Source organism: Speluncibacter jeojiensis (assembly GCF_029589495.1).
Lineage (GTDB): Bacteria > Actinomycetota > Actinomycetes > Mycobacteriales > Mycobacteriaceae > Speluncibacter > Speluncibacter jeojiensis.
Map to the genome: position 1 here is coordinate 865,224 of NZ_JAAIVF010000001.1, position 21,589 is coordinate 886,812.

General features: G+C 70.3%; 17 protein-coding genes. 4 read left to right on the top strand and 13 right to left on the bottom strand.

Annotated elements, in window-relative coordinates; genetic code table 11:
* Window positions 1-8: 8 nt before the first annotated feature.
* The 5 genes from G4X40_RS03640 to G4X40_RS03660 all read right to left on the bottom strand — a co-directional run bounded on the left by G4X40_RS03640 (window position 9) and on the right by G4X40_RS03660 (window position 7,682).
* Complete coding sequence (locus G4X40_RS03640; RefSeq protein ID WP_277830203.1) at window positions 9-1,742, bottom strand: alkaline phosphatase family protein; 1,734 nt, start codon at window positions 1,740-1,742, stop codon at window positions 9-11.
* Between the two features lie 159 nt (window positions 1,743-1,901).
* On the bottom strand, window positions 1,902-2,948 hold the full coding sequence (locus G4X40_RS03645; RefSeq protein WP_277830205.1) for a C39 family peptidase: 1,047 nt from the start codon (window positions 2,946-2,948) through the stop codon (window positions 1,902-1,904).
* A gap of 30 nt (window positions 2,949-2,978) precedes the next feature.
* On the bottom strand, window positions 2,979-4,088 hold the full coding sequence (locus G4X40_RS03650; protein ID WP_277830208.1) for a hypothetical protein: 1,110 nt from the start codon (window positions 4,086-4,088) through the stop codon (window positions 2,979-2,981).
* Window positions 4,089-4,240: 152 nt separating this feature from the next.
* Window positions 4,241-6,127, bottom strand: a complete 1,887-nt coding sequence (locus G4X40_RS03655; RefSeq protein ID WP_277830210.1) for an Rv0361 family membrane protein — start codon at window positions 6,125-6,127, stop codon at window positions 4,241-4,243.
* A 214-nt stretch (window positions 6,128-6,341) separates the two neighbouring features.
* On the bottom strand, window positions 6,342-7,682 hold the full coding sequence (locus G4X40_RS03660; protein WP_277830212.1) for a DUF7373 family lipoprotein: 1,341 nt from the start codon (window positions 7,680-7,682) through the stop codon (window positions 6,342-6,344).
* 229 nt (window positions 7,683-7,911) lie between these two features.
* On the opposite strand from G4X40_RS03660, the gene G4X40_RS03665 reads away from it, so the two are divergent.
* Both G4X40_RS03665 and G4X40_RS03670 read left to right on the top strand, forming a co-directional pair.
* Window positions 7,912-9,723 carry a dynamin family protein gene (locus G4X40_RS03665; RefSeq protein WP_277830214.1) on the top strand — a complete coding sequence of 604 codons (1,812 nt, stop codon included), beginning with the start codon at window positions 7,912-7,914 and terminating at the stop codon, window positions 9,721-9,723.
* Window positions 9,723-11,177, top strand: coding sequence for a GTPase (locus G4X40_RS03670; protein ID WP_277830216.1), 1,455 nt, complete (start codon window positions 9,723-9,725; stop codon window positions 11,175-11,177). The genes G4X40_RS03665 and G4X40_RS03670 overlap by 1 nt, the downstream gene beginning before the upstream one ends.
* A gap of 1 nt (window position 11,178) precedes the next feature.
* Here the strand turns inward: G4X40_RS03670 and G4X40_RS03675 are convergent, their stop codons facing one another.
* Genes G4X40_RS03675 through G4X40_RS03685 form a run of 3 tightly spaced genes read right to left on the bottom strand, consistent with a single transcriptional unit; the run spans window position 11,179 to window position 14,154 of the window.
* Window positions 11,179-11,835: an NUDIX domain-containing protein gene (locus tag G4X40_RS03675; protein ID WP_277830218.1), complete on the bottom strand. Its 657-nt coding sequence runs from the start codon at window positions 11,833-11,835 to the stop codon at window positions 11,179-11,181.
* On the bottom strand, window positions 11,828-13,315 hold the full coding sequence (locus G4X40_RS03680; protein WP_277830220.1) for a nicotinate phosphoribosyltransferase: 1,488 nt from the start codon (window positions 13,313-13,315) through the stop codon (window positions 11,828-11,830). The genes G4X40_RS03675 and G4X40_RS03680 overlap by 8 nt, the downstream gene beginning before the upstream one ends.
* 2 nt (window positions 13,316-13,317) lie before the next feature.
* Complete coding sequence (locus tag G4X40_RS03685; protein WP_277830222.1) at window positions 13,318-14,154, bottom strand: phosphoribosyltransferase family protein; 837 nt, start codon at window positions 14,152-14,154, stop codon at window positions 13,318-13,320.
* Between the two features lie 498 nt (window positions 14,155-14,652).
* Between G4X40_RS03685 and G4X40_RS03690 the strand changes: the two genes are divergently transcribed.
* Window positions 14,653-15,192 carry an RNA polymerase sigma factor gene (locus tag G4X40_RS03690; RefSeq protein WP_277830224.1) on the top strand — a complete coding sequence of 180 codons (540 nt, stop codon included), beginning with the start codon at window positions 14,653-14,655 and terminating at the stop codon, window positions 15,190-15,192.
* A 20-nt stretch (window positions 15,193-15,212) separates the two neighbouring features.
* Here the strand turns inward: G4X40_RS03690 and G4X40_RS03695 are convergent, their stop codons facing one another.
* Both G4X40_RS03695 and G4X40_RS03700 read right to left on the bottom strand, forming a co-directional pair.
* The gene (locus tag G4X40_RS03695; protein WP_277830226.1) at window positions 15,213-15,671 is read right to left on the bottom strand and encodes a hypothetical protein; all 459 of its coding nucleotides are present in this window, start codon (window positions 15,669-15,671) and stop codon (window positions 15,213-15,215) included.
* Between the two features lie 109 nt (window positions 15,672-15,780).
* On the bottom strand, window positions 15,781-19,137 hold the full coding sequence (locus G4X40_RS03700; protein ID WP_277830228.1) for an AfsR/SARP family transcriptional regulator: 3,357 nt from the start codon (window positions 19,135-19,137) through the stop codon (window positions 15,781-15,783).
* A gap of 108 nt (window positions 19,138-19,245) precedes the next feature.
* Here G4X40_RS03700 and G4X40_RS03705 point away from each other — a divergent pair, with 108 nt between their 5' ends.
* The gene (locus G4X40_RS03705) at window positions 19,246-20,115 is read left to right on the top strand and encodes a 1,4-dihydroxy-2-naphthoate polyprenyltransferase (protein ID WP_277830229.1); all 870 of its coding nucleotides are present in this window, start codon (window positions 19,246-19,248) and stop codon (window positions 20,113-20,115) included.
* A 47-nt stretch (window positions 20,116-20,162) separates the two neighbouring features.
* On the opposite strand, the gene G4X40_RS03710 is transcribed toward G4X40_RS03705, so the two are convergent.
* Genes G4X40_RS03710 through G4X40_RS03720 form a run of 3 tightly spaced genes read right to left on the bottom strand, consistent with a single transcriptional unit; the run spans window position 20,163 to window position 21,373 of the window.
* Window positions 20,163-20,555, bottom strand: coding sequence for a phage holin family protein (locus tag G4X40_RS03710; RefSeq protein WP_277831251.1), 393 nt, complete (start codon window positions 20,553-20,555; stop codon window positions 20,163-20,165).
* A 27-nt stretch (window positions 20,556-20,582) separates the two neighbouring features.
* On the bottom strand, window positions 20,583-21,152 hold the full coding sequence (locus G4X40_RS03715) for a Clp protease N-terminal domain-containing protein (RefSeq protein ID WP_277830231.1): 570 nt from the start codon (window positions 21,150-21,152) through the stop codon (window positions 20,583-20,585).
* Window positions 21,152-21,373: a helix-turn-helix domain-containing protein gene (locus G4X40_RS03720; protein ID WP_277830232.1), complete on the bottom strand. Its 222-nt coding sequence runs from the start codon at window positions 21,371-21,373 to the stop codon at window positions 21,152-21,154. The genes G4X40_RS03715 and G4X40_RS03720 overlap by 1 nt, the downstream gene beginning before the upstream one ends.
* Window positions 21,374-21,589: the final 216 nt, after the last annotated feature.

A 21,589-nucleotide genomic window follows, 5' to 3' on the forward strand; every position in this document is an offset into this window, starting at 1 on the left:
TGTGGCGCTCATCGACTCCCGTTGAGCGCCACAGCGTCGGTCAGGAACCGAAGACCGGTGAGGAACCCCGTCGTCGCGCCGCCGCCCGACACCGGCAGGACCGGCGTGCGCTCGGCCCGGACCGCCTGCAGGGACGTCGGGTTCAGCCCCAGCAGTGACAGGATCGTCGGCGCGATGGAGGTGGTCTCGACCGGCTCGGCACCGGTGCCGTGGCGGCTCACCCCCGCGCCCACGACGACGATCGGCACGTTGCGGTCGTCCGCGCTCGCACCGCCGTGCTCGGCGATCTTGCTCTTCCCTCCGGTGTAGACCACGCCGGGTCGGGCAACCGCGAACACGTCGGGTACCCGCGGGTCCGACACGGAGGTGCCGAAGAAGGCCGCCGCGTCCGCTCCCGCGTGAATGCTCGAGGTCCCCGATGCGGCCGCCCGCACCGGTCGCCCGTTGATGTCGGTGCCGCTACCGCTGTGATCCCTCAGGTACTTCGCGGCGAAGTCCGCGGCGGACTGCGAGTGGTCGGAGAGCCACAGGATCATCGCGTCGTCGTCGACGGAGTGTGCCACCAGTGGCGCGGCACCCCGATGGACTGCGGCCCAGGCCACGTCGAGTCCGTCGATGATGGGCTTGTCGTCGATCCGCTCGAGCGTGCTCGGATCGATCGGCGACTGACCGTGCTTCGCCGACAGGATCACGGTGGTGTCGTCGGCGTGGTGCTGCCGGTCGAGTTCGGACACGATGCGGCCGATCTGCGAATCGACGAAGTCGAGCGCCGAGGCCAGCAGCGGACCCGGGTCGCCGCCCGGCAGGTAGCCACCGGCCTTGCCGTCCGAGGTGGGCAGCTTCTGGGCGGTCGAGACCGATTGGAAGTTCATGCCGAAGATCGCCGGCTCGCCGGTCTGCCGGGTGCGCGCGTGGCCGTACCCGTCGATCTCGTTGAGCACCGCCCGGACCTTGTACCCGTCGTACTGCTGGGTCTTCGCGTTGTCCTTGGTCCAGTCGGTACCGGGTGCCGCGCCGGCCGCCTGACTGTTGATCTCCGGGGTGAACAGGTCGTCGATGCTCGGGGTGGCCCCGCCCGGGCCGTTGAGGATCTCGTATACCGGGTGCTTGTCGGACCACGCGGTGTGCAGGCCCGCCTGCTTGGCGACCTGGAAGACCGTGTTGACCTGGAGGTAGTCGCCCGGGCTGACCGGTGTGCAGGTCGTCGGGTCGACCGGGAGCTTGGCGGGGTCGATGACGGTGGACGGGTTGCCTGTCATCGACAGGACCGATCCGGGCAGTCCCGAAAGGCCCTGTCCCGCATCGATCTCCTTCGAGTTCTTGTCCATGTCCTCGGTCAGATCGACCTCGGCGCCCGGCTCGGCGTGGGCGCACGAGGTGGTTCCCGCCGGCAGCAGCGCCCGGTTGTAGGCGTCGTCGTAGTAGATGCCGGTGGTCTTCGGGTTGCCTCCGGTGAGCTGGGCGACGGTGCCGGGGAAGGAGTCCGACGGCACCGGGGTCTGCGCCCGGGTGAAGTCGACGCCGCGGGCGACCAGCCGTGCCAGCGCGGAGCCCGGATGCCGGGAAACGTACTTCGTCAGGTCGCTCTGGTGCAGGCCGTCGACCGAGATCAGCAGCACGTGCTTCGAGTGACCCGGCGCCGGCGGCGGCGCTGCGGCGGCGACGCTACCGGTGAATGCGGTGCCCGCCAGCAGGACCGCGGCACCCACCGCGGCCCTGCAGGCGATCTGACTGCGCGACATGACATCCCCTGTTCGACACCGGACACTCGCCGGTGGTGGAGACAGCGCACCGCGACAATGTCAACGGCAACGCGTTCCCTCACGTCGTCGCCCTGAACATCGGGGGTCCGTCCGGTGAAATCGAGCTGTGAGTTCGCCGAACGGTCACGACGGCGCAGGTCAGGGTGCGCCGGTGACGTTCGCGATCGCCCACGGCGTGGACTCGAGCGCCGCCGAAGACGGAACTCCGGGCGGAGTCGCTTCGGGGGCCGAGGCGAGGTCGGCGTCGGGGCTGTCCGCGACGAGCATCTGGTCGCCGGAGGCAGACCATGCCTGCTCGAACCGGTCGATCGGCACCTCCTCCTGGTTTCCGTTGGGGGAGCCCGGATCCGAGAGGATCACCACCCCGCGGTCGTGGTCGATGCCGGCGACGACCAGTGCGTGATCGGATCCGTGCCCGGAGTCGTGTTCCTCGCCCCAGATGTCGCCGGCGTGGACCATCGCGATCACCCCGTAGCCGTCGTCGAGCTTGGCCTCGAGGTCGGCCATCGAACTGGACTGCAGGTGGCACGGCACACCCTGGTCCTGCATCAGCGTCTGCATGTCCTGCCAACTCATCCCGTTCTCGGGATGGTTCGGGTCGAACAGCCCCAATTCGACCGCCCGGTCCACCAGCTGCTGCGGATCGTGCACGTCCAGCCCGGTGTACTCCGAGACGACCTGCGCGATCGAACTCGGTCCGCAGTAGCCGTCGGTCTCCTGGAAGAACCAGTCGTTCGTCCACGCGTGCGGATTGCCGTCCACCCCACTGTCGGTAGTGTGTCCGCCATCGGGACCCAGGTCGGGGAGATGGTCGCTGCCGGGAACGGCGAAGTGGTCGCCGAGGTTCGTCCACGCCTGCGGATCCATCGGGTCGAGGCTCGCCGCCGGCTCGTGCACGGGAACCGGCTGGTGCTGCGGATCCGATTGCAGCCCGGCGTGGTCGGGACCGGAGTGGCCGGTACCGACGGGATCGACACCAACGGGATCGGCCGTGTCATCCCGGCCGTCGAGCAGGTTCTCGAACCCGTGGATCAGGTCGTCGAAGATCGCCGGGCCCAGCCCACCGTCGACCGCGTCGAGCGCCTCGCCCATGTGCCCCATCACGCCGGCGTCCTCACCGGCGTGGAGTTGGTCGCCGTCGTGATGGGTGTCGGTGAGCTCGTCGTGCCCGGTCCCGAAGTCCATGTGGGTGTCCTCGTCTGTCGTTCGGGGGGACTACGCCAGGCCGTGGTGGTCGTCGCCGGTGGTGTCGTCCCCGCCGCCCCAGTGGCCGGACTCGTCCGGGGTGAAGGTGCGGTCGGCGATGCCGTCGCCGTCGGTGTCGACGCCGCCGTGGTCGAAGTTGCCGTCCCCGTTCGTGTCCAGCAACACGGTGTCGATGACGCCGTCGTGGTCGCTGTCGATGTCGAGCTCGTCGTAGTTCGGGTTGGCCGCGTCGTGGGAGAAGTAGGCGGCGTCGAACTTGTCGTCGTGGTCGGTGTCGACGCGCTTGACGTCCGGGCTTCCGTCGTGGTCGAGGTCCTGCTCGAGGGTGTCGTAGTGCCCGTCCTGCCCGCTCGACGAGACCATCGTGTCGAAGTGCCCGTCGCCGTTGGTGTCCGACAGGATCTCGTCCGCGAGCCCGTCGCCGTTGAGGTCGATCAGCATGGTGTCGACCTGTCCGTCGCCGTTGGTGTCCATGCCGATCTGGTGCCCGCCCTGCGCATCCGAGGCCTGGGCGTCCTGTGCCGGCGCATCGGGGGTGGCGCCGTCGGCAGGCGTGGCTGCGGCCGGGTCGGAGGACGCAGCGGGATCGGCGGTCAGCGGCGCGGAACCGTTTGCCGCGTAGTGCGAGTCGGTCGTCGTCGTGGTGGTGTGCACGTCCGCGAAGAACCCGCCGTTCGCCTCACCCGCGTTGTCCGCACCGACGGTCGCTTCGGCAGGAGCCGTGGCGGTGTCGGCGGGAGCCGTGGCGGTGTCGGCAGGAGCCGTGGCGGTGTCGGCGGGAGCCGTGACGGTCCCGGCGGGGGTGGCGTCGACCGGGGCCGAAGCGTCGGCAGGAGCAGCGGCATCGGCCGACGGGGCGGTCTCGGGCGCGGCGGCCGAGGCGAGCGGGTCCGAACCGGTCACCTGGTAGTGGGACTCGGTCGTGGTGGTGTGCACGTCCGCGAAGAACCCGCCCGGGGCCGAGGTCCCGGTCAGGTGTGCCTGGCTCGGATCGCCCACCACGTCGGGGTTGGAGCCTGCAGGCACGCCGGTGTCGGCGGGGCTGGGCGAGGCGGCGGGATCCTGGGCGGCTTGCTGGGCAGGGGCGGTCGGCTGGGAGGGGGCGGTCGGGCTGGTCATGGTGTCTCCTTGGTCCGGCCGAGGAGGCTCTCTCCCGGCAGTCACAAGTGAGATGCGGACCGATCCCCGAAAGTTCCCGCGGCGACGAAGAATTTCACGACGGGATTTCCTCGGCCGGTCGACGCACGGTGCCGATCACTGCACGGTGCCGATCACTGCACGGAGGACTCGCACACCTTCCACTGGCCGTTCTCCTTGCCGAAGGTGAACAGGATGCTCGCCGTGGTCGGCGCGCTGCCGTCCGAACCGGTCACGGCCACGGTCGCCCGCGCACTGCCCGAGTCGCCGAGGATGGTCAGCGAGTCAAGCGATTTGAGCGCATACGTCTGCTTGGCCTCGGGCTGACCGGTGGCGTACATGCTCGTCGTGGTCGGCGCAGCGGTGACGAAACTCGAGCACCGCAGCGAGGTCAGCGTCGCCTTGTCGCCCGCGCTGACCGCATCGATGTAGGCACTCGCCAGGTCCCGCACCGCCTGTTCCTCACTCGCGGCGGACTGCTGAGTGCTGGTCGCGGCGGTGCCGGGCGCGGCCGAGTCCGAGCCACCGGAGTTGGTGGCGACCAGCACGACCACCAGTGCCACCACCAGCGCGAGGACGACGCCGCCGCCGCCGATCATCAGCCGCTTCCGTCCGCCGCCGGCCGCCTTCGTCGCGGCGGTGGCGGTGGCGGTGGCGGTCGACGCGGCCGGTTCCGAGGGCTGCCAGGACGGTCCGGCAGTGGTCGGCTGGGGCGTGACCTGGTGGCGGGCAACCGGTTGCGGCGCAATCTGCTGGGGCGCGGACTGCGGGATCGGCTGTTGTTGATGCCGGGTCGGCTGTGACTGAGCCTGCGGTTGGGTCTGGGTCTGGGTCTGGGTCTGGGTCTGGGTCTGGGTCTGGGCCTGAACCTGGGCCTGGGCTTGGACCTGCGACTGCGGCTGTGCCGCCGGTGTTCCGGGGACCGCCGCGGGGGTGCAGGCGCCGGCCTGCAACGCGACCAGCGCGCCCCGCGCGACCACGGTCTTCGGGTCGTCGAGGGTGGCGATCTTGCCGAGCGCGGCAAGACGCTGGTGCACCAACGGGATCCGCGACGAACCACCCGTCAGATACAGCGCCTGCAGACCGCCCGCGGGCACCCCTGCCTGCTGCAGCGCCTCGAGAGTGAGCGCGACACCCTTGTCGATCTCCGGGCCGATGATGTCGTCGAGCTCGTCGCGGGTGAGCTGGAAGACCTCACGCAGACCGCCCGGCGCGGTCACCGTGATGCTCGCCGACGGCGCCTCCGAGAGCAGCTCCTTGGCCCGGCGGATCGACTCGTCCAGCGCGCGAATCGATTCCGGCGTGGCGGAAGTTCGCAATGCCGCGAGCATGTCGGGGTTGCGGTCCTCGAGTTGCTCGTCGATCCAGCGGCGGATGAACGCGTCGAGGTTCTTGCCACCCAGACCGTTGTCGCCGCGCGCCGCGAGCACCGAGAAGGTGCCGTCGGCCGAGGCGGTCAGCACCGCGACATCGAGAGTGCCGCCGCCGAAGTCGAACACCGCGATCCGGGCACCGGTCGGGATCGACGCCGACCGCGCGTACCAGGCCGCCGCCGCACGCGGCTCGGAGACCGTCATGATCCGGCCCGGGCTGACCCCCGCCCGGTGCGCCCCGTCGATCAGCACCTGGATCTCGCGCGACGACCACGCCTCCGGGTGGGTGAGCACCACCCAGTCCGGCATCTGCCCGTCGTGCTGGGCCACCGCCCGCGAGATCACGGACTGCAGCACCGCCGCGACCGGCATCGACGAGGGGATGTCGTAGCCGGCCACATAGGTCATACCGTGGCTGATCGTGCGCTTCGGCGCGGCAAGATAGGCGGCCGGGTTCGTCTCGGCCCGGTTCAACGCGACATCACCGACCACGATCGAATCCGGCGACTCGACGAACACCGACGACGACATCAGGTTGCTGGTGTGCGAGAGCGCCACCGCGGTGACCGCACCCGAGTTCGCGGCGATCTGCGCGGCCGCCGTGTTCGAGGTGCCGAAGTCGATCGCCAAAGCCCAGCCCGAAGCCACGGAGCGTCCCCCTGAAAGTGAGTTCTTGTCAGCTTCCTGAATGTCGCCGGGAAGTATCCCACAACGTGGGGTGTCGCCCTGACCTGGGCCGATGCCGTGCCGGCCCGCCCGTTCATCGTTGTCCGCCCTGTCGCCTCGGACGAGAGGACGCGCACAAGGGGTGTCTGCCCGACCGGTTCGGCCGAACAGACACCCCGCGTGTGCGGAGGTGGGGCTACTTCTGGCCGGCGAGGATCTCGAACTGGGCGGCCGACTTCTGGTGCGCCATGGTGATGTCGGATCCGGCCGCCTGGGCGGGCGCGGTGGTCGGCGCGGTCGCGCCGGCGTCGAGCGGAACGTCCGCGCTGCCCTGCACCTGCGCGACATACCGGCCGCGCGCGACCAGGCAGAGAGTCTGCGACTGGTAGCGGCTCGAGGTCACCCAGCACTGCGATCCGGGCACGCCGGGCGCCGCGGGCGCGGGGTGCAGGCTCTGGTTGAACTGCTTGGCGATCCCGTCGAGCAGAACCTTGGCGCCCTGGGCGTCGCGGGTGCGGTACACGGACGAGTCACCGAAGGCCACCCGGTCGGTGCCGGACGACTGCAGCAGCACCTTGTCCTGCAGCGGAGAATCCGAGAAGTTCAGGAAGCCGTTCGGTCCGTACACGGCGTTCTGGTTGACGCTGACCTTGCCGCTGGCCGGCGGGATGGTCAGTCGGAGCACGCCGTCCTGGTCGATGGGCAGGTTCGGCAGCTGGTCGACGGGGGTGGCCGGGAACTTGTCGATCAGCGGTCCCTGCAACTGCACCGCGGTGGCCGCGGACTTGGCAGCCCACGCCTTGGTGTTCGCGGTCGAGCTGCCGTCCTTGCCCTTGAACCAGTCGTAGATCACGTAGGCGCCGTGCGGGGTGGCGGCTTCGACGGTGTAGCTGCCGAGGCTGTCGTGGGTGACGACGAGCGTGTTCGGCAGCGCCGAGATGCTGTCCGCGGTGCCGGTGTTCGGCGGGGTGTTCGGGTCGGCGGTGCCACCGAACGCGGTGTTGAGGTCGGTCGTGATCGAGGCCTGGTGCAGATCGTTGGCTGCCTTCTGCGCGCTGGCCGGATCCGCGAACCGCAGCACCGCGTGCACGTTCTCGTGACCGACCGTGTCGCCGTCACCCGCCGCGGTGGCGAAACCGGTGACGAACTGGTCGTTCGCGATGGAATCGGCGACCGGCTTGGTCAGGAACTTCGCCGCGGCGGCCGCGTTCTTGATGACGTAGCTGCCACCCGGCGAGTTCTTCGTCAGGTTGATGTCGATGTCCCAGGGGTGGACGACGTACTCGGCCAGCCGCTGGCCCTCCACGATCGCGCCCTTCTGCGCCGTACCGGCCTTGCCGAAGGCCGGCTGCGGGGTGGTCGGGTAGGTGCCGGTGTCGAGCTTGGCGCCGGCCGCCGCATTCGAGTCCGCGGCCGCCGCATTCGTGGAGGCGGCCTTGGCCGTGCCGGCGTCGGTGTTGCCGCCACAGGCGGTCAGTGTCAGCGCCGACGCAGCGGCGACGGCGGCGATCGACACCATGGTGTGTCCGCGCTTCATCACGTACTCCCTTTCTCGGTCCCCGACGCGGCCGGCAAGGTCGGCAGCTCGGGTCTGTCGTACATGGGATGCGGGGACCACGACGAAGGTTCCCACCCTCATTCGGAAAGTGATGCACGTCACACTTGGACGGGTCGGTGCGCTCGATCGGGTGCAGACCGGCGGCCGCCGCACGTTAGCCTGTGTCACGGATTCCGGCTGCCGCGGCCGGCTCGTGAGGGGACTTTCGATGGTGCAGCCCGGGCAGGGTGAGTCGACGCCGCGGTCGGCGCTGGCCGAGGCGACGAAGATCCTGCGCACCTACGGCCGCACCCAGGCCGCGGACCTGGCCGAGTCCAAGCTGGCCGCCGGACCGCCGGCACGGTCGATCGTGGTGGTCGGCGAGGTCAAGCGTGGCAAGAGCGCGTTGGTCAACGCGTTGATCGGCGAGCCGGACGCCTCCCCGGTCGACGTGGACGTGGCGACCTCGGCGGCGGTGCAGTTCGTCCCGGCCACCGAGTCGCGCCCGGCGGGCACCGCCGAACTCGTCTTTCCCGGTACCGCGCGGCAGATCCCGCGGGCCGAGCTGGCCGACTGGGTGACCGTGACCGGCCGGCGCGTCACCGACGCGCAGATCGACGCATTGCCGACGCGCGCGGTCGTCCCCGTCGCCGGACTCGTTCCCGGCGACCCGATCATCATCGACACCCCCGGCGCCGGCGGCCTCGAGCCGATGCACGCCCAACTGGCCCTGCAGTCCACCGAACGGGCCTGTGTGATCGTCGTCGTGTGCGATGCCACCTCGCCGATCAGTGCGCCCGAGATGGCGTTCATCGGCGAGGCCGCGGCCACCGTCGAATCGGTGATCGTCGCGGTCACCAAGACCGACAAGAACATTCGCCGATGGCGGCCGATCGTCGACGAGAACCGGCGACTGCTGCGCGAACACCTGCGCCGCGACATCCCCGTCATCGGTGTCTCCTCCACCCTCGCCGCGGCCGCGGCCACGATGGACGGCGCGCAGCGTCAGGCCGCGCTGGAAGCTTCCGGGCTCAACGATCTGCGCCGGGCGATCGCCGCCCGCCTCGCACTGGGCGAACAGCTGCCGGTCGCGGATGCGTTGCGCACCGCGGCGGAGGGCCTGCGCGCGGTCCACGCGACCATCACCCAGGACATCAAGATCATGCAGGACACCGCGACCGCGCTGCCGGACCTGACGGCCGAACGTGATCGGCTCGCCGAGCTCAAAGACCAAGCCGGACAGTGGGAACACTATCTGAGCCGCGACCTGACACTGGCCCGGCAGGCGGCGATGACCCATCTGGACGAGCAGCTCGAACACATCCGCACCCGGTGGTCCGAACAGATCTCCAAACACGGCGTCAAGGTGCTGCGCAGCAACCCGCAGATCTTCACCGCCCAGATCGAGGCCGAACTGCTCGCCGCGATGACCTCCACCTGCCAGCTGTTCCTCGACCGGCTCTACGCCATGGTCGAACCGCTGTTCCCCACCAGCGACAACTGGCAGGAGATCTACCAGTTGATGCTCGGCGCCATGGCGTTCGGCGAGCTCAAGACCGGCGAGGTCGCCAAGAAGACCAAGGGACTGATCGACCCGACGATGCTGTCGATGGGGTCGATCGGCACCAGCGCGCTCGGCATGGTCCTGGGCATCGGCCTGTGGGGCGCACCCGTGTGGATCGCGGTGAACATGGGCTACCGGGCCATGCGCAACGGCAAGCAGAACCTGCTCAACTGGATGCGCGAAACCATGGGCACCGTCAAGACCCAGGTCGTGCGGATGCTCGAGGCGTCGATCTCCATCGCCCGACCGGAGATCGTCATCCGCTACCGCGAGCACCTGCGCACCCAGATGGAAGAGATCCAGCGCCAACTCGTCGAGGCGCGCGAGGCCGCCCAGCAGGACGAGGCCACCAAGGACCGAAACCTCAAGCGGCTGAGCACCAACCAGCGCGTCGTCACCGCGAAGCTCGCCGCGCTGGAGAATCAGATAGCGACCCTGACCACCGTGCCCGACCGCGTCGCCGGGGAGGCTTCCTGATGCAGCCGCTCCCGCCACCGGCCGCGCAACCGGGTACGCCGCCGATGGATCCGGTGGTCGCCGTCCTGGACCGGGCGCTGCGCTCGCTGGCCGCGCCCGGCGGGGACCTTGTCGGCCACGCGAACCGGATCGGGGCGATGCTGTGGTCGCCGCCGCGGATCGTGGTGGTGGGCCGGCTCAAGGCCGGCAAGTCCACGCTCGTCAACGCGCTGATCGGCGCCCCGGTCGCCGAAACCGCCGCCCTCGAGGCCACCAACGTGGTGACCGTCTACCACGACGGCGCACCCTCGCGCGCCGAGGTCGTCGGCCACGACGGCACCCGCCGCGCGGTGCCGATCGACCTGAGATTCGGTGCCCCCGTGGAGATCTCCCCTGTCGACACCGCCTACGTCGACCGCTACCTGCCATCGGCGGCGATCCGCGACCTCACCCTCATCGACACCCCCGGACTGGCCACCCTGACCGTCGCCAACGCCGACACCACCCGTCGCGCACTGATCGACGGGTTCGCGCAGACCAAGGACGCCTCCGTCGACGCCGACGCCGCGGTGTTCCTGTTCGACTCCACGCCCCGCGCCGACGAGGTCGCCTTCCTGCGCGAACTCGGGTTCACTCCCCTGAACACCCTCGGGGTGCTTTCCCGCGCAGACGGATTCGGCGAGGGCGCATTCGGTACCCGCGACCCCATCGAGCACGCCCACGAACACGCCCGCCGCCTGGCCGACCAGCTCGCCGGGCAGGTATTGACCGTGTTGCCGGTGGCCGGGTTGCTCTCCGAATCGGCCCGCACCGGCCGCGTCACCGAAGCCGACGCGCGAGCACTCGCAGCACTGTCGGGGATCGAGGGGTGGGACCTGTACCGGGTGCTCAGCGCCGACGACCCGGCGCCGATGACCGCGCCGCAGCGCGACCGCATCCTCGATCTGCTCGGCGAGTACGGCGCCGTCAACGGCCGGGCCGCCGCCGCGCAAGGAGCGCACGCACTGGCCGGATGGCTCGACCACGTATCCGGGCTGCCGGTCCTGCAGTCGGTGTTGCACAACAACATCGGTGCCTTCGCCGCCGTACACCGGGCCCGGCGGATCCTCGCCGAACTGGACACGCTGGCGTCATCTCACCCTGACCGTGACCACATCCGCGCCGTGACCCAGCAGGCTCGCACCGATCCCGCGATGAACCCCGTGCTGCTGTTGCAAGCGCTGCGCTCGATGCTCGCCACCGATCCCCATTCCCCCGTCACCGCCGAACTGACGCGCACGCTGCAGGCCCGCACCGACGCCGAGCGCGTCGGCCTGCCGCCCGGCGCAGGCTGGGATCAGGTGCGCGGCGCCACCGCCGACCGCATCGCCTGGGTGCAGCGCCAGGCCATCACGACCCGCAGCGCCGCCGAGGACGCCGCGCTCACGGCCCTGACCGTCGCCTACAACCTGCAACGCCTCCGGCTCGGCGGGTAGCTCAGTCGTTCCACTCCCACACGGTCGGCGGGCGACCGCCGCGACCGGTCTCTGCGGTCGCCACCTGATGCACCCAGCCGGTGCCGCGCAACCGCCGCAGCAGGTTCGCGGGATCGACGCGCGGGGCGTGGTCGCCGTGGGCGCGGGTGAGCAACTGGGTGTAGACCTCCCGCAGATCGCTGGTCGCGAACCGGGTCCCGAGCAGCGCGGCGGCGACTGCTCGATCGGCCCACAGGTCCTTGGCCAGCACCTCGGCCGCGCGGGTGACGATGCGGCCGTGGTCGAACGGCAGCGCGTCGACGGCCGGCAACGCCACCGCCGCATGCAGTTCCGGCTGCGGTCGGTAGTCGTCGGCGACGACGGCATAGCGCGCGATCGAGAGGGTGGGCCCGCGCGGGTCGCGGTCGGGGTTGTCGAACACCTCGACCCCGCCGAGCAACCGCACCTCGCCGTTTTCGACGCCCAGCTTGGTGCGCAACGCGCGCACCGCGGCCTCGTCGATGCGTTCGTGACCGAGCAGCACACCGGGCAGCGCGAACTCGCCGAGGTGCGGCTCGTAGATCCGCCGGCCGAGCAGCACCTCGACGGTCGCGCCGGCGTGGTCGTACCGCACCGGGACCACGTCCACGGACACCAGCGGCTGGTCGAACTCAGGCATCGGCCGCTCCCTCTGCGAGCACCCGTCGCACATCGGCGAACGACTGGGTGCGGACCGGTTTGCCATCCTCCCAGACCGGCCGCAGCAGCGATGCACGCTCCTGCTCAGCACTCGCCTGCTCGATCAGGGTCAGCTCCCCGTCCGGACCCGACGCGACGGCGAGCCGACCCGTCGCCGACCGCTTGGTTCCGTTGTCCGTCACCGGGTCCTTGCGCAGGTTCCGGCCCTGCCCGCCGACCTCGACCCAGGTCGCCTTGATCGCGCTCGAGAACGTGTCGCGGGTGACGTACTGGTACGTGAACGAGCCGATGCCGAACACGACGTTCGTCGAGGCGTAGCCGGCGGCCGCCAGTCGGTCGCAGATGGCCTCGGCGCGGGCCAGCGTGATCGAGTCGCCGTAGATCGCGCCGATGTGCGGGTCGAGTTCGACGAAGCCCGCGGGATTGACCGTGCCGCCGAACAATTCGTGCAGCAACCGGACGACGCCCTTCGCCGCGGGGGTCCCCGGTTCCGCCGTCCGGTCGCCGCAGAGGATGTCCGCGGGGTCGCCCGAGTCGGGACGGACCACCAGTTTGCCGTCACGGCCCACGATCTGCTCGCGCAACCCGGGCAAGATCTCGGTGATCACCCGCCACAGGTCCCAGGTGTCGCTGACCACCGAGACGATGCCGCGCGGATACAGTTCGAGCAGCCGACGGTAGGTCTGCGCCTCATCCTCCTGCCCGCCCGCACACATGACCGAGTGCTCGGTCGCCGGCACGCTCGCGGCCACGAATCCGTTGTCTCCCGGGTAGTACCGGTCGATCCAGTCGAGCGAGGTGAGCGAGTCGCTGCCACGGAACGAGAGCAGGTGCGCCGCACCCGAGGCCGCGGCCGCATCGAGGCTCGCCTGACCGCGGAACGAGAAGTCGTGGGCCTGGAAGTCGACCGCGGCGGCCGGTCCTCCGGTGGCCGCCGCGCGCGCGTCGAGCAGTCTGCGGTAGCGATCGGCGATGGTCGCGGTCGTCGACGGGTGCCACACCGCCGCCGAGATGGCCGTCTCGAGATAGTTGACCAGCCAAGAGAACTCGGGATCGGTGTTCTCGATCGTGAAGCTGGGCACACGCAGCGGGACGCGGGTTCCCTCCGGGACCGCGCAGATCCGTAGCGGCAGACAGCCCCGCCGGTGCAGCGCGCGGATGTGGTCGGTGCCGATCTCGTTGGGGCCCAGGTACACGTCGAGGACGCGCCGATACTCGGCGGCGACCACATCCTCGTCTGCGGCGAAGAACCGGGCGAACGCCTCGACGAGCACCCGCCGGCAGAAGGCCTGCAACCCGAAGTGCACGACACGGTCGACACCGGGGATGCGCGAGGCCCGGTTGGTGAAGTTCGAGTAGACCCGGGTCGTGCCGGCCGGATACTGACGGCGGTGGTCGAGCTTGTAGCCGTCGGTCAGCAGCAGCGGCGCGATCGGCGAGGTGGTTTGCAGGGTGGTCATGGTCATTGCAGGATCTCCGAAATCATGTGCGGGAGAACAGGGACGATGCGGGCGGCGACGTCCTCGCGGCAGTGGCCGGGGTGCGAGTCGGTGGTGATGATCTCCCCGAAGGCCAGGCCGAGGCGGTCGGCCCGCCCCGAGAACACCCCGTGACTCACCCACAGGCCCAGTTGCGCCGCGGGCAGTCCGGTGGCCTCGGCCAGTCCGAGGAAGGTGCCGCCGCCGTCACAGATGTCGTCGACGACCAGGTAGCGGCCTCCCGGCGGCAGTGCCTCGCAGTCGAACCCGGAGAGCGCGCCGGTCGCGAAGTCGCGCCGCTTGCTCGCGCGGTACAGCGGCACGTGCAGCGCCTGGGCGACCTTGCCGGCCCGCTCGAGCGCGCCGGCGTCCGGGCTGATCACCCCCGTATAGGTGGTGTCGCCCGCGCCGTTGGTGACGGCGCGCCGGACCGCCCGGGTGGAGTCGACGACGACGAGGTTGTCGATCATCTGCGGCATCACCGCGGAGTGCGGGTCGAAGGCGGCCACCCGATCGGCCTTCATCGCGTTGATCAGGCCGGCGTAGACCGCCGCGCCGAAGGGTCGCCCGCGGTCCTGGCGCGCGCCGGGCAGGTACGGAACCACCGCAGTCACCTTGTGCCCCTTGCGGTGCTGCAGGTCGATCCACATCGCCGCCGAGATGTAGTCGTTGGCGTCGGCGCCGCGCACGACGACGTAGCAGGGCGACTCGGTCTCGGGCGCGAGGTCGCGCACGTGGCGCTCGCCCGCAGGAAACCTGGCGAATTCGTCGGTGCCGCGGATGCCCCAGCCTTCGGGCACCCGAGCGTGGGTCGTGATCATGGCGCACCTCCTTTTGTCTTGCTGACAATTTGAACGCTAGCATGTTTTTGTCACCTCGACAATTACTAGTGGAGCTGATCGTTCCGACCTCGAAGCACTCGGATGGAAGCGCATTTCTCAAACGTGCGTTCGATTGCGCGGTGATCATCCAGGGTGCGACTGCGCCGGGCCCCATCGTCCGCGACCGGTGCTGCGCGTTCCCCCATTCCAGCAGCGCCGGCTTGCGCGAATCCGCACACTCCGCGGCCATCAGCACGCACTTGCAACGCATGCGCCTGACCGCAGGGTGTGCGAACACTCGTCGTTCCCCGGCTGCGGACGCACCGCCGCACGAACCGACACACACCCTCGATCGCCCCGCAGTTGCCACGCACAGCGTCGGGAACCCGATGACGACCGGCGAAACTGCGCCCGAATCCTTGCGTCTGCTCCCACCCGATATCGCCTGTGACACGGTCCGCGGACTACTATCCTGAGCGGTTGCTGACAGGGGGTCCGATGAATGAGTCCGAGTTGCTCGCGCTGTGCCGCGAGGGCGATCATCGGGCGTTCGCCGAACTCTCCGGCCACTGCAAGCAGGTGATGTGGTCGGTCGCCCTGCAGATCACCGGTAATCACGAGGACGCGCAGGATGCCATCCAGGAGGCGCTGACCTCCGCGTGGCAGAACCTGCACCGATTCCGAGGCGAATCAGGCTTCCGCACCTGGATGTATGCGATCACCCGCAACGCGGCGATGCAGATCGTGCGACGCCGCAAGGACGTCCTCCAGGACACCGACCTGGCCGACGACGAGATCGTCCTGATCGACCAGGCCCCGCTGACCGCGGATCGTGTCGTCGATGCCGACGCGGTGCGCTGGGCGTTGGGACAGTTGTCCGATGTCTTCCGCGAGGCGCTGGTCCTGCGTGAGTACGCCGACCTCTCGTATGCGGAGATCGCCGAGGCCCAGGGCACCTCGGTACAGACCGTGCGCAGCAGGATCAACCGGGCGCGCAACAAGGTCGTCGAGTTGCTCGCCCCATCGCAGTTGCTCTGACGTCCGCGCCACGGCCACACTCAAGCCAGGTGGTCGAAGCCGCCCAAGTCGGGGTGGTCCCCACCGAACCCGTCCCCACCGAATCCGTCATGGGCGCTGCCGCCGTCGTGCCCGCCCGGATCGGGGTGGCCGAAATCCTGATGTCCCGGGTCGTGGCCGACGAGATCGTGGTGATGATGGTCGAGTGACCCGAGATCGTGAGGGTCCGCTCCCGGATCGTGCAGCAGCCCGCCGAGATCGTGGTGCGCGTCGTCCGCCCCCGCGGCAGCGGCGTCGTGGTCGCCTCCCCAGCCCGGATCGACGATGCCGTGCTCGTCGTCGTGCAGAGGCACCAAGGTGTCGTCGGCCTCGGGCGCCTCGGGGTCGAGCGCAGCACCGAGCACCGCTTCCCACACATCGTCATCTAGCGGAGGCAGCGCATCTTCCCGAGAGATCTGCAGCATCTCCCACAGGCTGGCATCGCTGTCGTGGTCGTCCACCGGTTGAGCCTCCCTTTCAAAGCCCGACGGTCATGGTTCCCCACAAGTGTGATGCGCGGCGAGTCCGAAAAGTTCCCGCCGAAGTGTCATCTTTCCGAAGTGTCCCGATTCACTCTGCCCCAGGGCTCCGCTCATACCGCTCGACCAGCAGTTGCACCAGGTCGGAGGACACCTGGCGGCGCGGTTGCGACGCGGCCCACTCCAGCGCGGCATCGACCTGTCCGTCTCCGGTGATCTCACGGGCCCTGGCGAGCTGTCGGTCGTGTCGCAACGCGGGATAGTCCTGGCGGGCGCCCGCCCGAACCGCGATCGCGAGCAGTCGCAGCACCTGCCGATCCGCCCGCCCCTCGGCCAGATCGATCGCACAGACCGCAACGGCCATGGCGCCCGCGACCGGCTGATCCACGAACCGCCGGGACCGGGTGGCGCCCAGCCGTGGCATCGCCACCTCGAGCATCGCATCGCACAGCCGGCGCGCCTCGACCAGTTCGCCGGCCTGAACGCAGGCGCACACGGCGGCGGAGGTCAGCAGTCCCGCGTACGGATGATCGAAATCCGCGCCGTCCTCCGGCCGGGACATCTCCACCGCGCGCCGGTACAGGGCCAACCCGCTCTCGGTCTCACCCTCGGCCAGATCGGCTTCGGCCAGCGCGGCGGTGGCGGCGGGCTCGTAGTCGGCCCGACCGGGACCGGCCGCCGGGACCGGGCCGACCGCGCTGTGCCCGAGGGCCGCCTCGGCCTCGCTCCGTCCGGTTTCGGTCTGCCCGACGCCGACCAACGCCGCGGCGACGAAGGCCCGCACCTGCGAGCTCTCCTCATAGGCGTGCAACTCCCGCAGGATCGTGACGGAATCGTAGAAGTAGTCCACCGCTTCGGCGTACCGCGCCGCCTGGCTGTGCAGACCCCCGAGCAGCTGCGCCGACATGCCCTCGACCCAGCGGTTGCCACTCACGCGCGCAAGTTCCAGCGCCGTCGAGGCGTCCCGCCAGGAGGCTCGCCGGTTGCCGGCGTTCTCGTGCGTATTCGCCCGCAGGACATATGCAGCACAGCGTGTTTCGATATCCTTCGATCGAACTCCGTGCGCCAGCAACCGGCCCAGTCCCGCACCGTACGCATCCAGCATGATCGCGTCGGCGAACAACCGCACCACCGGCCGCAGGCCGCTCCCCGCATCGGAGGCGAGCAACCGCCGCAACCGCATCCGCACGGTCCCCAGGTGCCGGTGCCGCCGCGGGCCCACCCAGAGGTGTATGCCCGCCAGCGCGTACGCCATCGCCCGCACATCGGGGGCGACGTTCTCGACCGCCGGGTCGCCGGTCAGGTCGAGCACCCGGCCGGCCCAGGTGAAGATCTCCGAGTGGGCGCCGCGCGTCGACCAGTAGAGCCCCAGTACCCCGAACAGCGTCAACGCGGCGGCGCCGTCCGCCGCACCCACCGCCCGGCGCAGCGCGGTGAGCAGTGCCTCGTGCTCGCTTTCCATGAGCGTGACCACCCGAACCTGGTCCCTGCTCCAGCCGAGCTCGAACAGGTTCCGCGCGAAGGACACCGCCCAGTCCAGCTGCCGACGGTCCACCTCCGCGGACTCGCCGCCGGCGGCCAGTTGTTCCTCGCCGAACTCGCGCACGGTCTCGAGCATGCGGTACCGCAGGCCGACGGCCGTCTCCTCCACGGCGAGCAACGACTGGTTGACCAGACCCTCCAGCGCCAGGTCCGGGTCGGCGACCTCGCCCCACCCGGCCACCGCGGCGGCCGCGTCCCGGGTGAAGCCGTCCGGAAACCGGCACAACCGGCGCAGTGCGGCGCGCTGGTCGTCCGCGAGCAGATCCCAGCTCCAGTCGATGACCGCGTGCAGCGTCCGATGCCGCTCCGGCGAACCGCGATCGACGTTGCGCAACAACGCGAAACGGTCCACCAGCCGGGTGTTGATCTCCTCGACGGTCATCGTCCGCACCCGTGCCGCGGCCAGCTCGATCGCCAGCGGCAGCCCGTCGAGCGTGCGACACAGCCGGGCCACGGCGGCGCGGTCCAGGTGTACGGCCGGGCGCACCGCCCGAGACCGGGCGCAGAACAACTCGGTGGCCGGTGACCCCTCCTCGTCGACCGCCAGCGGGGTCAGCGGATACACCGACTCCGCGCCGATCATCAGCGGTGTGCGGCTGGTGGTGAGCACGGTCAGCCGGTCGGCGGACCCGACCAGGTCGTCGACGATGTCGGCGCAGGCGTCGATGACATGCTCGCAGTTGTCGAGGATCAGCAGTGTCGGGCGCGCCGACAGCGCACCACGAAGCCGTTCCCGGATGTCACGGATCCTGGTGCGCAGCAACCCGTCCGACGACAGTTCCGCCTCGCCTATCCCGAGCGTCGCGCTGATCGCCGCGACCACGTCCTCGCCGTTGCGCACGCCCGCAAGCTCCACCAGCGCCACCGGCATGTCCACCGCCGCCCGGGTGCCGAGTTCGTGAGCCATGCGGGTCTTGCCGGTGCCGCCCGGCCCGAGGATCGTGGTGACCCGCGACCGCGCCATCAGCAGTTGCAGCGCGGCGATGTCGTCGTCGCGACCGAGCAACGCATTCGGCGCCGCGCGCAGCCCGACTGTGCGTCCCGCGCGATCCGCGGCCTGGTCCGGGGCGCCCCGGTCCCGGGAGGGCACCGCGGCGGCCGCCACCACAGGAGCCGAGGGCTGCACCTGTGCGGGCACCTCGCCGCGCAGGATCGCGGTGTGCAACTCGACGAGCGCGGCCGACGGGTCGGTGCCCAGCCGCTCGGCCAGGCGTCCGCGCAGCGCCGCGAACACCGCCACCGCCTCGTTGCCGCGGCCCAGCCCCGCCAGCGCGCGCATCAGGTCTGAGTGCGACCGCTCGTCCAGCGGATCGTTCGCACACAGTGCGGTCAGCACCGGCACCGCGTCGGCGAAGCGTCCCTCGGCGAGGTCTGCGTCCAGTCGCACCCGCTCCAGTTCACCGCGCAGACCGTCCGCAACCCGGCGCAGTTCGTCGGACAGCGCACCCGGCGGCAGGTCCGCGGCCGGATCGCCCCGCCACAACCGCAGCGCCTCCTGCGCGCAGGCCCGGGCGGCCGCAGGGTCGCCGTCGGCACGAGCACGGATGAGCAGATCCTGTGCGCGGGAGAGGTCCGTCTCGTCGCGCGGGAGCCGAAGCCGGTACCCGGCGGGGCCGGCCTCGAGCGCCCCGGCCGGCAGCAGCGCCCGCAGCCGGGAGATCTGCGTGTGCAGCGCGTTGGTCGGTGCGCGCGGCGGCTCGTCGCCCCAGACGTCCTCGATCAGCCGCTGCGGGCTGCGCGTACGCCCGGGCTCCAGCGCCAGCGCGACGAGCATGCTCCGCGCACGACCGCCCGCCACCGCGGCGAGGTCGTCGCCCCGGCGCACCGACACGGGACCGAGCAGACCCACGCCCACCTGTGCCTGCGACCGCTGCGGTGTCGTCACCGGCGCCTCTGTCTCGTTCACCGCCACCCGTTCATCACCATCGCGTTCACGACCACCGGGCGCCAACTCTATTGGCCGCTGCGCTCCCCCGGCCACTGCATTCGGTCACCGCCTTGAAAGGATCGGTGCATGGCCAGCACCGCCCAGTGGATCGAAGGCGCCCGCCCGCGCACCCTGCCCAATGCGATCGCGCCCGTCCTCGTCGGGACCGGCGCCGCCGCCTCGCTCGACGGAGCGGTCGTGTGGAAGGCGCTGGTGGCCCTGTTGGTGTCGCTCGCGCTGATCATCGGGGTCAACTTCGCCAACGACTACTCGGACGGCATCCGCGGCACCGACGACGAGCGCGTCGGGCCGCTGCGGCTGGTCGGGTCGGGGGTCGCCTCCCCGCGTGCGGTCAAGTTCGCGGCCGTCGGCTGTTTCGCCGTCGCCGCGGTCGCCGGCCTGGTGCTGTCGCTCGCCTCCGCGTGGTGGCTGATCCTGGTCGGCGCGTTCTGCATCGTCGGCGCCTGGTACTACACCGGCGGCAAGAACCCGTACGGCTACAGCGGTTTCGGCGAGATCTCGGTGTTCGTGTACTTCGGGCTGATCGCGGTCCTCGGCACCCAGTTCGTGCAGGCCGAGCGGATCGACTGGGTGGGCGTGGTGGCGGCGGTGGCCGTCGGCGCGTTCTCGTCCGCGGTGCTGGTCGCGAACAACCTGCGCGACATCGACACCGACGCGGTCTCGGGAAAGCGCACGCTGGCCGTGCGCCTCGGCGACCGCTGGACCCGGGTGCTGCACCTGGTTCTGCTGGCGGTGCCGTTCGTGGTGTCCGTGGTGCTGGTCGTGCGCACCCCGTGGGCACTGGTCGGGCTGGTGGCGCTGCCGTTCGCGGTGCGCGCCAATGCCCCGGTGCGCTCCGGTTCGCTGGGCATGGCGCTGATCCCGGCGCTGCGTGACACCGGGCTGGCGATGCTCGCGTGGTCGCTCGCGACGATGCTGGCGCTCACCCTGGGCTGAGAGGCCCGGCGCCGGATCCCCGCTCGGACCGTTGAGTGCCGCTCGAGTCAGCGGCGCTCGAGCGCCCGCGTCGGGATCACCATGTTCAGCGCCAGGCTGACGAGCGAGATGATGATCGAGCCGCCGACCGCGGTCCAGAACCCGTCGACGCGCAGGCCCCAGCCGAGTTGCTGGGTCACCCACGCGGTCAGCAGCAGCATCAGCGCGTTGACCACCAGGTAGAACAGCCCGAGGCTGAGGATCAGCAGCGGCAGCGACAGCACGGTCAGGATCGGTTTGATCAGCGTGTTGACGACCGTGAACACCAGCGCGATGCCCAGGAAGATGAGAATGTTCCCCTCGGTTCCGTGACCGGCGCTGTCGACGCTGATGGTGCTCATCCACGAGTCGGCCGCCCAGATGGCCACCGCGGTGATCGCCAGGCGCACGAGAAAGCTGATCATCCACCCATCGTGTCACGGACGGGGTCAGGCCGCCCGGCCCATCTCCTCGAGCAGCCGGGTCCGGAGGTCCGCAACCGCGATCTTCGACTCGATCATCCGCGCCGCCGCGGGTTCGCCGCCGGTGAGGACGCCGAGCAGGAGGTGTTCCGGGCGGATCTCCCCGTCCTTCCGGTGCACCGCCTGGCGCAACGCCAGCTCGATCGACTTCTTCGCGTCCCGGGTGAACGGGGTGTGCCCGCGCGCCGGCTTCCTCCAGCCGAAGATCCCGGCCGTCTCCTCCGGTTCCGGACCTTCGAGGGCGCCTTCACCGAAGTTCTGCTCCAGACTCGCCCGCACGGCGTCGAGGTCGATGCCGATCGACCGCAGCGCCTCGGCATCCGCGTCGCCCAACTCGTCACCCTCGCGCAGCGCGCGTCTCAGCTCGGCGGCGCCGAAACCTGCTTCGCACAGCACCGTCACCGCCGGCCCGTCTCCCGCCTGCAGCACCCCGAGGACGAGGTGCCGGGAGTCGATCACCGCACTGTCGGCCATCTCGGCCTCGACTTTCGCGCGCACGACGGCTTCCCGTGCGCTGCGGGTGAATCGCTCGAACATCAGGGTCTCCTCCCGGTCCTGCTGTGCTTGTGATGGACGGCCTGGCGGCTGACGCCGAGTGCATCGGCGATCTGCTGCCAGGACCAGCCCTGCTTGCGCGCGTTGTGCACCTGGATCGCCTCGAGCCGCTCGAGAAGCTTGCGCAGTGCCACCACCGCGCGCAGGCCCACAGTGGGGTCGGGACTTCCGGCAGCGGCGGCCAGGTCTGTCGCCTCGGTCATGATGTCAATTTATGTTGACAGTACGGCGGGTGTCAATAAAAATTGACAAGACGGGCGGGGTCGCGGCGCAGGGGCCCGGCGTGCAGGGTCGCGCCACGCCGCTGTGCACCTCGCACACCGGGCATGCACCTCGCACGCGCCACCCGGTAGGGCGAGGTGCACCCACCGTGTGTGAAGTGCAGTGGGCGCGAGGTCGGCAGCGGCGTGGACACCGTG